This window comes from Olivibacter ginsenosidimutans, assembly GCF_039542865.1.
GTDB lineage: Bacteria > Bacteroidota > Bacteroidia > Sphingobacteriales > Sphingobacteriaceae > Olivibacter > Olivibacter ginsenosidimutans.
This window is the reverse complement of sequence record NZ_BAABIQ010000008.1, coordinates 154,827-166,998: the sequence shown is the minus strand read 5'-3', so window position 1 is coordinate 166,998 and position 12,172 is coordinate 154,827. Positions and strand designations below refer to the sequence as shown.

9 protein-coding genes are annotated in these 12,172 nt (G+C 38.0%); 3 read left to right on the top strand and 6 right to left on the bottom strand.

The features are described 5' to 3' along the window. Positions 1 to 261 precede the first annotated feature (261 nt). Both ABD930_RS07980 and htpG read left to right on the top strand, forming a co-directional pair. The gene (locus ABD930_RS07980) at positions 262 to 807 is read left to right on the top strand and encodes a hypothetical protein (protein WP_345231192.1); all 546 of its coding nucleotides are present in this window, start codon (positions 262 to 264) and stop codon (positions 805 to 807) included. Between the two features lie 156 nt (positions 808 to 963). After that, a complete protein-coding gene (gene htpG, locus ABD930_RS07975) occupies positions 964 to 2,850 on the top strand; it encodes a molecular chaperone HtpG (RefSeq protein ID WP_345231191.1) in 1,887 nt (628 codons plus the stop codon). 364 nt (positions 2,851 to 3,214) lie between these two features. Here the strand turns inward: htpG and ABD930_RS07970 are convergent, their stop codons facing one another. Next, complete coding sequence (locus ABD930_RS07970; protein WP_013666518.1) at positions 3,215 to 4,075, bottom strand: sigma-70 family RNA polymerase sigma factor; 861 nt, start codon at positions 4,073 to 4,075, stop codon at positions 3,215 to 3,217. A gap of 421 nt (positions 4,076 to 4,496) precedes the next feature. Between ABD930_RS07970 and ABD930_RS07965 the strand changes: the two genes are divergently transcribed. Continuing rightward, a complete protein-coding gene (locus ABD930_RS07965) occupies positions 4,497 to 5,705 on the top strand; it encodes an acyltransferase family protein (RefSeq protein ID WP_345231190.1) in 1,209 nt (402 codons plus the stop codon). A 67-nt stretch (positions 5,706 to 5,772) separates the two neighbouring features. On the opposite strand, the gene ABD930_RS07960 is transcribed toward ABD930_RS07965, so the two are convergent. The 5 genes from ABD930_RS07960 to ABD930_RS07940 form a co-directional block, all read right to left on the bottom strand. Further along, positions 5,773 to 7,236, bottom strand: coding sequence for a sodium:solute symporter (locus ABD930_RS07960; protein WP_345231189.1), 1,464 nt, complete (start codon positions 7,234 to 7,236; stop codon positions 5,773 to 5,775). A gap of 169 nt (positions 7,237 to 7,405) precedes the next feature. After that, positions 7,406 to 8,227 carry an N-acetylmuramic acid 6-phosphate etherase gene (murQ, locus tag ABD930_RS07955; RefSeq protein WP_345231188.1) on the bottom strand — a complete coding sequence of 274 codons (822 nt, stop codon included), beginning with the start codon at positions 8,225 to 8,227 and terminating at the stop codon, positions 7,406 to 7,408. Positions 8,228 to 8,547: 320 nt separating this feature from the next. Then, a complete protein-coding gene (locus ABD930_RS07950) occupies positions 8,548 to 9,789 on the bottom strand; it encodes an exo-beta-N-acetylmuramidase NamZ family protein (RefSeq protein WP_345231187.1) in 1,242 nt (413 codons plus the stop codon). Positions 9,790 to 9,895: 106 nt separating this feature from the next. Further along, on the bottom strand, positions 9,896 to 10,561 hold the full coding sequence (locus tag ABD930_RS07945) for an N-acetylmuramoyl-L-alanine amidase (RefSeq protein ID WP_345231186.1): 666 nt from the start codon (positions 10,559 to 10,561) through the stop codon (positions 9,896 to 9,898). 16 nt (positions 10,562 to 10,577) lie between these two features. Then, positions 10,578 to 12,155, bottom strand: coding sequence for a SusD/RagB family nutrient-binding outer membrane lipoprotein (locus tag ABD930_RS07940; protein ID WP_345231185.1), 1,578 nt, complete (start codon positions 12,153 to 12,155; stop codon positions 10,578 to 10,580). Positions 12,156 to 12,172: the final 17 nt, after the last annotated feature.

Below are 12,172 nucleotides of genomic sequence, written 5' to 3'. Positions count from 1 at the left end.
TTTGTTTCTTTTTTTGTTATTTTTTTTAGGTTTTAGTGTTATTTGTTGGCGGACACCTTGTATTTCGTTGGTCTAACACGGTTTGCTAAACCTGTTTTAGTCTATCCGACACCGGCTTGAAAATAATGGGGCTTTTTGGATTTTTTTCTGTATGCATGAACTTGCTATATCTTGGATATAAAAGCGAATTTGCGTAAGTTTGATACGCAGCGATAGGGTGGGAGCTTTCCTTGTACTATGTTAAACTAAGATTAATACGAGATGTTGAATTTTGTAATGTTAATCGTTGTAAGCTTGTTCACAGATGGAAGAGAACAAGAGCACGGAGGGGATTTTTTAACTGATCAACGAGGGAAATATGTCGTTATGCACGAAAGCGACTATGAGATAACGCAAGGCTATGATTTTTCTGTAGCTATTCGTGATTTCTTTAAGGAACAACCAATGGTCTTGGAAAAAAAAGATCAGCTGTTTGTTAATGGTAAGGCAAAACTGAAAAGCCATGCTGTTATTGGGAATTATGTGGCTGGTGAGGTGCTTTATCGTTTGGTCTTTGAAAAAACAACCGTTGGGTACCGATACTGGTTTACTGATCTCGCTTATCAGCCTTATGTGAAAGATCGCTATGGCAAACTTGTAAAAGCGGCTATAACACCTATTCCCTTAGAAAGGAAGTTGAGTAAGATAAACCAAAGGGTTTGGGAAAGACAGCAGGCATCTGCTTATGAAACGATCCAACTAGTATCAGAAAAATTAGATCGTTACTTACAGCAGGTGGGACAGCCGAAAACCGTTGAAATCCCTTAAGAGTGTAGAACGGTTAATGGACAAAAAAGCCAGGTACAAAATTGTGCCTGGCTTTTTTGTCAGTATTCGCTGCCATACTGACGTTTGGCAAAGCTTTGGAACACTGCTTGTTGTTGACTTATACAAAACAGCAAAATAAATTAAAATAAAATTACTATGCAGGAAAAGGGAAACATCTCAATTCATACCGAGAATATATTTCCGGTGATTAAGAAGTTTTTATACTCAGATAACGAGATATTTTTACGTGAATTGGTATCTAACGCGGTGGATGCGACACAGAAATTGAAACGATTATCATCTTTAGGCCAATTTACAGGCGATTTAGGTGATACGACCATTGAAATTTCTTTTGACGAGCAGGCTAAAACCATTACCATAAGTGATAAAGGAATTGGTATGACTGCCGAAGAAGTGAAAAAATATATTAACCAAATTGCGTTTTCTGGTGCCACTGAATTTGTAGAAAAATTTAAAGAAGCCAAAGATGCCAATGAAATTATTGGTCGATTTGGGTTAGGTTTTTATTCTGCGTTTATGGTTGCTGATAAGGTGGAGATTCAAACCCTATCCTATCAAGAAGGTGCACAAGCAGCTAAATGGATATGTGATGGCAGCACATCTTATGAAATCAGCGATAGTGATAAGACGACTAGGGGTACAGACGTTATCCTTTACATTAACAAAGAATCAGAGGAATTTTTGAATAAAGCCAGGCTTGAAGAAATCCTTGCTAAATATTGCCGATTCTTACCGGTTCCGATAAAGTTTGGTACGAAAACAACGTCTGAACCCGATGGGGAGGATGAAGAGGGAAAGCCTAAATACAAATCGGTAGAGGTAGATAATATTATTAATAATACGAATCCGGCTTGGACTAAGGCACCTGCTGATCTTAAGGATGAAGATTATTTGGCCTTTTATCGAGAGTTATATCCCTTTGCCGAAGAACCTTTGTTCTGGATTCACCTCAATGTAGACTATCCATTTAACTTAACTGGAATACTATACTTCCCTAAAATTAAAAACGATTTCGATCTACAACGAAATAAAATTAAACTTTTCTCTCGGCAGGTTTTTATTACCGATGAGGTGAAAGATATTGTTCCCGAATTTTTAATGCTATTGCATGGGGTGATCGATTCGCCTGATATCCCGCTAAATGTATCACGTAGTTTCTTGCAAGCGGATAGCAACGTTAAGCGAATCAGTAATTATATCACCAAGAAAGTAGCCGACAAATTAGGCGAATTATTTAAGACCGATCGTAAAGCTTTTGAAGAAAAATGGAAGGACATCGGTCTTTTCGTGAAGTATGGTATGGTGAGTGAAGATAAATTTGCAGAGAAGGCTAGCGATTTTGTACTACTCCAAACAGTTGATCACGAGTTTTTTACCTTAAAAGAATATGCAGAAAAGGTAAAGGATATTCAAAAGGATAAACATGATCATGTTATCTATCTTTATGCCAGTGATATGACTAAACAGGATAGTTTTATCACAACTGCCAAGGATAAAGGTTACGATGTATTGCTTTTCGATTCTCCAATAGATGGACATTTTGTAAGTTATTTGGAGCAGAAAACGGAAAAAACTCAATTGAAACGGGTTGATTCTGATGTGCTAAATAAACTGATCCAAAAAGAGGATGATAAGCAGCTGGCTTTAAGTGAAGAAGAAAGTGGGGCCATAAAAACCTTGTTCGAAAAAGCTATTCAAAAAGAGAATATGAAGGTTGAGGTGGCAGCTTTGGGAGAAGATGAAATGCCTGTAACTGTTACTATGGACGAGTTTATGCGGCGCATGAAAGATATGGCGCAGCAGGGTGGTGGAATGGGTTTTTATGGTGCTTTACCTGATAATTATAAAGTATCTGTCAATGGAAATCATCCATTAATTAAACGGATTCTTACCTCAACGGATGAAGCAGAAAAAGAAAATCTTGCGAAGCAAGCTTTTGATTTGGCTTTATTATCTAATGGTTTACTAACAGGTGCTGAATTGACTCAATTCGTGAAAAGAAGCGTCAGTTTAATTGATTAGTCCAAAGGACAATTTCTCAGCTATCATTTAGTTGATAGTGCATTCTTAATAGGTTGGGCGAGCTGGATTACCCGCTCGCCCTTTTTGTAGGTTGATCATTTTTTTGCGTTCGGTTAATGGTAAGAAACTAGTTTTAATACTACTTATGTCTGAACTCAAACGGCTTAATATTGTCATTGTAAAAATTACCTTGATTTTTTTATCAAATTTAAAAAATACAAATGTTATTTTTCTTCTTTTTTGAAGAAATAATAATTTAATTGGAATGGGAATATCTTGGTTAGAGAAGTTTAAGTCAGTGCAAAAAAAACACCCATTTTTTAAAATGAGTGTTTCGTATTTGTTCAGAAATGTCTTGAGGTTTTTATCCTAGATAAGACTTCAATATCTTACTTCGTGAAGTATGACGCAAACGTTGTAAGGCTTTGTCTTTAATTTGTCTAACCCGTTCTCTGGTTAAGTTGAAAGTTTCTCCAATTTCCTCCAAAGATAGTGGATGATTAGAGCCCAAACCAAAGAATAACACGATAATTTCGCGTTCTCGTTCGGTTAAAGTAGCTAAAGAACGTTTAATCTCCTCCGAAAGCGATTCGTCAATCAAATTGCTGTCGGTATTTGGATCATGGTTCTCGAGAACGTCCAACAAGGTGTTTTCTTCGCCTTGAACAAATGGAGCATCCATGGAAACATGACGACCAGAATTACTTAGCGTATCGGAAATTTTATCAACAGTTGTTTCTAATATATCTGCCAATTCTTCAGGAGAAGGTTCGCGTTCATATTCTTGTTCCAAGCGCGAAAATGCCTTGCTGATTTTACTTAATGAACCTACCTGATTTAATGGTAAACGTACGATACGTGATTGTTCTGCAATAGCTTGTAAGATCGATTGACGGATCCACCATACCGCATAAGAAATAAATTTGAAACCCTTCGTTTCGTCAAAACGCTTTGCAGCTTTAATTAAACCTAAGTTTCCCTCGTTGATGAGATCCCCAAGGGTTAACCCTTGGTTTTGGTATTGTTTGGCTACAGAAACGACAAAACGTAAGTTAGTTTTAGTTAAGCGTTCTAATGCGGCTTGATCGCCTTCTCTTATTTTTTGAGCTAATATTACTTCCTCTTCGGCGGTAATTAGATCTACTTTGCCAATTTCGTGCAAGTATTTATCTAACGATTGCGATTCACGGTTAGTAATCGACTGTGTTATTTTGAGCTGTCTCATTAATTATTTATGTGCCCCTTTCTTTAATAAAGTGTGCAAAATTACAAAATTTTTTATCTTATTAACGATTGAAAAATAAAAAAGTTGTCTGATTTTGAAGGTTTTATCCAATTTTTTTTGCAGTATCCCTATAGCAAAAAGTGAGCCAAATAATGGGTTGTTGCGTGTTTAAAATCGTGGCTCATTTCGTTTAGCTGGTTTTGTGAATTGGAAATGACAAATAGAATGTTTTGTCACTTAATTCGTTACATTGATAGTTTATTATTTTCATATAGCGCAGAAATAATGGTAAAGCAGAACTGCCAACATGTCTATTCAACATTAGGGTATGCGTTATTTTGCTTGTTTATGTTTAAATATTGCATTTTCACTAAGTAATGTTTACTTTTATTGATCATAAGCAAAAAGTTGGGGCTAATCAATGATTTCTACCAATAGGATGAACCAGCGTTATTATTCATTAGACGTTTTTAGAGGTGCTACCGTAGCACTAATGATTTTAGTGAACAATCCAGGGACCTGGAGTTATGCCTTTTCTCCACTTAAACATGCTCCCTGGCATGGATGTACACCTACCGATCTAGTGTTTCCATTCTTCCTTTTCGCTGTAGGTAATGCGATGGCTTTTGTTATACCCAAATTACAAGCAAAAGGGGATGCCTTTTTTTGGCGTAAAATTATCAAACGGACTTTTTTGATTTTTTTCATTGGTTTGCTGTTGTCCTGGTATCCCTTTGTTAGCTGGTCTGATGGTGAACTGATAGCGAAACCTTGGGTAAGTTCCTTACATCCAAACAGTGGTATTCGTATACTAGGAGTTTTACAACGAATTGCGCTGTGCTATGGTATTGCCTCCCTATTAGCTTATTTCTTTAAAACGAGAACCGTCATGTATATAGGTGCTGGTATCTTAATCGTGTATTGGCTAGCTTGTATGCTTTTTGGTGGGAGTGATCCTTATAGTTTAGATGGCTGGTTTGGAACTGCTATTGATATTAAATTGCTTGGTATACCTCACCTATATAAAGGCGAAGGCGTTCCTTTTGATCCGGAGGGACTTATCAGTACGTTTACTGCTATTGTGCAAGTAATTATCGGATACTTGGTTGGTACATACATTCGTTCAGCAACGGGCGAAGGGGTAAGGCTTGATAAATTGTATGGTGTGGTAAGTCGATTGATGGTTACAGCCGCTATATTGACCCTTGTAGGATTGACTTGGGGGCTCATATTTCCGATTAATAAAAAAATATGGACCAGTTCGTATGTGTTGTATACCAGCGGATTGGCTACTACTACACTTGGTGTATTGATTTGGTTCTTAGAAATTAGGGGGATAAAAAATAGCATAACCCGTTTTTTTGATGTATTTGGTAAAAACGCTTTATTTATTTTTATCGTGAGTGCCTTGATACCCAAAACACTTGCTCTGATAAAAATCAGCCAGGGAACCGATTCGGAAGGAAATCCAGTCTATACATCACCGCTTCGTTGGTTTTACTCAGAAATATATGCCAAAATTCCGGGACCGCCTGAGCTAGGCTCTTTCGCATATGCAATTTGTTTTCTTGCTGTACTTTGGGTGATCTGTTATCAGCTAGATAAGAAAAAGATATATGTTAAGGTTTAGATGTGAGATATGAGATATGAGAGACGTGGTCGTCATTTTTATTTTAGCGCGATTTACTTTATGCTAGTTATTTTTCACTTTTACTTGTAAGCTGCAACATTAACCATGTGATGAATCCATTGATCACAATCAATTCGAAACCTACGATATAACCTAAGCTGTGATTTAGCCAGTATTCAACACCGTATGAAAGAAATGGCGATAGTACACATATATAAGGTACCCAACGATCCCTAACTTGGCGTTTAGAAAGCATGCCAAATGCAAATAAGCCCAGGAGCGGACCATAAGTATAACCGGCAGCAACAAATATGGCTATAACGACCGAATCGTTGTTTATCAGGCGAAAAAGGAGAATGACCAATAACATTAAACAAGAAAAGACAAAATGTACCTTGTTTCTTGTTCTAACGAGCTTTTTGTCGTTAGGATTTGTTTTTTTATTAAAATTTAAAAAATCAACGCAGAAAGACGTTGTTAGTGCTGTAAGTGCAGAATCTGTGGTGGCAAATGTCGCTGCAGTTAAACCGAGCATAAAAATAATACCGGGAATTAATGCCAGATGATTTAAGGCTATTTCGGGATAAAGATGATCTGGCGTTCTCAACGCGTGGACATCTAAGTGATTATTGGCTGCATACAGGTAAAGTAAAGCACCTACCGACAGAAAGAAGAGGTTGATGAAAATAAAGATGCCGGTAAAGGTCAGCATGTTCTTTTGCGCTTCACCAATGGTTTTCATGCTTAGGTTTTTTTGCATGAGGTCTTGATCCAATCCGGTCATGGCTAGTGTGACAAAGATGCCACCTAAAAATTGCTTCCAAAAGTTAGCTTTGCTCTCCATAAAGTCTTCCCAAAAGAAAATTTTGGAATAGCTGCTGTTTTTGACTGTTTCGAAAGTTTCAGCTAAATTAAGGTGTAAGCTATCTGCAATAAAGTAAATGGACAATACAACCGATAATAATAGAAAAAAAGTTTGCAATAAATCTGTGATAATAATGGTTTTTAAACCTCCTTTATGGGTGTATAACCAGATCAACGCCAAGCAGATAATAATGGTGATAGCAAAGGGTATGTGCCATGCATCGAAGATAAAGCGTTGTAGTACAATGGCCACCAAGTAAAGTCGAAATGCTGAACTAATGGTTCTAGAGATTAAAAAAATCATAGCACCGGATTTGTAACTATAAAAGCCAAGGCGATGTTCGAGGTAGGAGTAGATCGATACCAAATGTAGGCGATAGTACAATGGCAAAAGTACTAGCGCAATAAGAACAAAGCCTACTGCATTTCCCAATACGAATTGAAAATAACCGAAACTTCCATTTCCCACTGCTCCAGGTACTGATATAAAGGTTACACCGGAAAGTGCTGTTCCAATCATTCCAAAGGCAACCACATACCACTTAGAACTTTTATTGGCAATAAAAAAAGTAGCATTATCGGACGACTTTCGAGAGGTTACATGTGCAATCAGGAATAGTACTCCAAAATAGATCAACAAGAAACTTAACAAGATAATTGGGGACATTTGGCTCGTGTTTAAAAGTTAACTCATTCGGATTTTTAAATATTAAGACGCATGTAACAAGCTAGAAGACATAAATAACACGTATCAACGCGCATTTGGTTGTGTGCTGCCAGCGTTGGGTGCAAATTGGCAAAGCATAACCAATAATAAGCTCTAATACACCAGTTTTTTACTTGATAGCTTTTATTTGCTGTATATGCTCAATAGCTCTACGTACACTACCGTATTTTTCTAGTAATTCATTCGCTTTTTCCTGGTTTACCCCAGCTTCTTCCATAATGATCCGTGTGCCTCTATTGAATAATTTAGTATTAGTCAGTTGCATATCAACCATTTTATTTCCTTTTACTCGTCCTAACCTAATCATGATCGAGGTGCTTAGCATGTTCAATACCAGTTTTTGGGCAGTACCGGCTTTCATGCGCGTCGATCCGGTTACAAACTCAGGGCCAGTAATCACCTCAATAGGAAATTGAGCAATTTTGGACATCGGTGTCTGCGCATTGCAAACTAGACAACCTGTTGTTATTCCTACTTGGTTGGCTGCTTCCAATCCGCCAATGACATAGGGCGTAGTACCTGAAGCTGCAATACCAAGCAATACATCTTTACTGTTGATGCTATGTTCTGATAAGTCTTTCCAAGCCTGTTGCTTGTCGTCTTCTGCAAATTCAACTGCCTTTCTAATTGCGGTATCACCACCTGCAATGATGCCTATGATCCAATCAAAAGGAACACCAAATGTCGGCGGGCACTCAGAGGCGTCCAATATCCCCAATCGTCCACTTGTGCCGGCACCTATATAGAATAATCGTCCGCCGTCTTCCATTTTCTCAACTGTAACTTTTACAAGCGCCTCGATTTGAGGAATCGATTGTTTAACAGCCAGTGATACGGTTTGATCTTCTTTGTTAATGTTTGTTAATAGATCATTAACAGACATTTTTTCTAAATCATTGTAATAAGATTCCTTTTCAGTAGTGTTGTCCATCTTCTTCTATGTGTCTAAATCACATCTTACCTTTTGCTAAATTAAGATATGCACTTTTTTGCGTTTTTATTTTTGTTTTATTATAAACACGCATGTCAAACTATTTGAGACACTAATTTTATTTTGTGGGTTCTTGCAGAAACAGATTCCCTCAATGTCGCTAGCGTTCCGGCCGTAAATTTAATTATTTCATCTATAAAAATAAGTGCTTAATAATTGATAGGTAAACGAAGAGCAAAGCTTTTCAAAATACGCCTATGTAGCTAAACACCTATGAAGAATTGCTTTTCCATTTTCGTACCCCTCACCTGCGATTAAGATTATTCAAAATCGGGATACAATAGGTACTTTTTGCGCATTTTTTTATAGGTTTCTAGTTCAGGCTTCCAGCTATCCATAATTTGTTGCTCGGTCATTCCTGCTTTAATCTGCTGAAGTAATTGGTTGTTTCCCGCTAACTTATTGAAAAAATCAGGTCGGGTAAAGAATTTGTCGCCTAGGCCTTGCTGTTTTGCGATGTGGTAAAAATCGATTAAATATTTTAGAGTGAATGTGCTTTTAGCAGCGTCTACTTGACGTAAGTCTATTCCGTAACAGCGGTTGTTTTGTTGTTCAACATGAGCGCTCATGCCTGGTTTGGTGCCTGGGGTAAAGATGAATTTACCAAAAGCCCTATTCGGGTAACCGATTACCTGAAAAGGCCAATCTGTTCCTCTCCCAATACTGACGTCCGTTGCCTCAAAAAGGCATAAAGACATATATAGACGAACTGATGTGTAATTGGGAAGGCTGGGTGACGGAATAACTGGCAACTGATAAGGTGTTTTATGATCCCAGTTTTTTAGCTTAATAACAGTAAGATCACATTTTTTATGGCCATTTAACCAACCCTCGCCATTAATCATTTGTGCTAGTTCGCCTACGGTTAGGCCATGGATCATGGCAATTTTGTGGAAACTGATATTAGATTTGAATTTGTCATCTTTTCTGACGGGACCATTTACCTGATCTCCATTGGGATTGGGTCGATCCAATATAATTATTTTCTTATGGTGGTCTGCACAGAGTTGCATGACCCGATGCATGGAAGCGATATAACTATAGAATCGTGCGCCTACATCTTGTAAATCAAAGAGCATAACATCTACGGTGTTCACGATGGAGTCTGCTTTTTCATTTTTACCGTATAAGGAATACAAAGGAAGTCCTGTTTTTTCATCCCGATCGTTGGAGACCTTTTCGCCACGTTCAATATCGCCTCTAAAACCATGCTCTGGAGCGAAAGCAAAGGCTAGATTAATTCTATTTTCAAGCAGTACATCTACTAGATGTTTTTTATCCGGACCAACAATTGATGTTTGATTACCCATTAAGCCTACTTTCTTACCTTGCAGTAAAGGTAAGTATGCATCAAGCTGGTCGGCACCAGTAAGTATCGTATGTATACTATCAGCTGTAGAAGTATTTGCGGCTATCGAACGCTTTTGAAGAGGTGATGTATTGCTTACAGACGATAGGGTGACTAAAGCAGTGCATACACCTATGAAGATGGATTTGATCATGATGGTTCAATTTGTTCGATGTAAGATACTAAAACTTCTATAAAGCCTCACATTTCTATTGGTTTTCTTAGGCGTCATAGATTTAAATCCCAATAATTTGATTTCTTTATTTATAGATAGGCACTGCGTTAATATGGAGGTCTTTAATGTGTTTTCGTATTCGTTTCATAAAACGTTTTCCGGGATCCGTTTTTTCAGTACGATAGGTCGTATCCGTCTCCTTCCACAAGGGATGCTTTCTAAAGTCATTATATTCATAATGGCCAATCACATATTCAATGGGATATTTTTTTTGGAGATATCGAATAAGTTGTTCGTTTGCTTTTAGTTGTGCTTTTGTCAATTTGGCCTTATTGCTTCCAACATTTTCAATGCCTATAGCGCAATAGTTGAGTCCAATAACATGTCTAGCAAAAGCGGTATCGGGCAGTTGTCGAAAGATAGTTCCATCCCGATCAATTAGAAAATGGGAAGAAACATTTAAAATACTGGCGTTTGTTAAATCCTTTCGAGTATTACGCAAAGTAGGGGGATTCATGGCATCATAGGATGCCTCCAAAGATGGTATTGCTGTCCAATGCAATACAACAATTTTCGGATTGATTGTGGCAGAATCAGTTGTTATCCCATGTCTATTTTTCAAGTAGTCTATGCTCAATAACCGACGTTCTTTGTTCCAAACAATCGGTTTATCGATTATTCTAAAGGTTTTTTGGGAACATCCGATACATAAAAACAAACTCAAAGGTAGAAGAAAGTAAGTTGATTTCATGCTATCAATCTTAGTTTTATTCAGTAACATTCCACCAAAGTGGGGTTAACAGTCTATATTTCTCCGTATTATCACCTACTGCATCCGGATTTCTAGTTTGTTCATTGTTTTCATAAACCATGGCCTGTATCCATTGATTTTCATTGTTCTGATCGAAAATAACCGTATTTAAATTAGTTGGCCGGGTAAATGATGGTCCGTATATTTCCTTACTATAATCCATTCTACGCATATCTACCCAAGTTTCTGGATGAAGGCAGAGTGCAATATATTTTTGACGCATAATATGGCTTAAACCTTTGTTTAAATCATTAAAATGACCGGATAAACCATCGCTAAGCTGTGCCTGCCAATATTGGTTAATAGCAGAAGATTCAACACCTAATTTTCTCATGTTGGCTTTGACACCTTCTTCGTAAGCACTCAGCGCACCTGCAACATCTGCATTCCGTAACCTTGCTTCGGCTTCAATGAATTTTACTTCTGCATAGGTAATGAACGGAAAAGGGGAAGTCTCATTCGTATAAAAACCGCTATTGCTGAATCTACTATATAAGGTAGAATCCTTCAACAACGGATCACCCGCGGATCCATCCGGTAAACGCCCTTGTCCTCCCTCCAGGCCGGCACCGGGGGAGAGCCCTCGGTATACATCATCTTTCCCAGGCTTCATGATTTTTGATATCCGTGGATCCTGATAGAGCTTGTTAGTGACCGGAAAAGAAGAAAGCATATTAATAAAGAACTGGGACCATGTCAGGTAGCGGGGGTCATCCGTGCTCGAGAAGCCTCCCCAGCTCGACCATGGGTTGCTATTGATATCGTCAACTCTTTTCGCAGCAAGGTATGGAAATTCGGCATCCATTCCATCGCCATCAAAAGCATGCTGACAGGCATCAATGATAGCATCCGGATTATATAAACCACTTTTTTTACTCAAATGGTTTAAATAACGCGCTTTAAGTGCCCAAGCAAATTTTTTCCATTTTTCAATGTCGCCACCATATATAATATCCCCGTCATTGGCATTGATGTTAATCTGGTTTTCCCCATCAAATGCAATTAAAGCTTCATCTAGTAAGGTTTGGATGCGTTCGTATACTTCCTGTTGGGTATTGAACTTAGGGGTCAGCTGGATGGGGTTAATTCCGTCATAAAAATCATCTACGACTATTGATCCGTACTGATCAGCCAGCAGGCCAAAGTTTAAGGCCATCAACGTTTTACCCACACCTACAAAGTGAAGGTTTCCTTCTTCATTGCCTAAAACAGTTAAATCTACGCAATTTGGCAAGGTATTCACATAGGTGTTTTGCCAAAGGAAATAGGAAGATGTGAAACGCCAGGTTTCCGCATTTCGATTGCTACCTGTTGTTTTTCCCGTTAAACCATATTGTGTCACACCCGCAATTTCCCTGCTTCCACGCCATTGAGCAGCACCGTTAGAAGTGGTAATGGCACCGATAATACGACTGGCTGCAGGAACTTTGGTTGGATTTTCGGGGTCAATATTGACATCTAAGTATTTTTTGCAGGCGGTCAATGCGCTTACAAGGATAATAATTATACCATATTGGATATAGCTGATTTTCATGTTGTTCTTGTTTATGT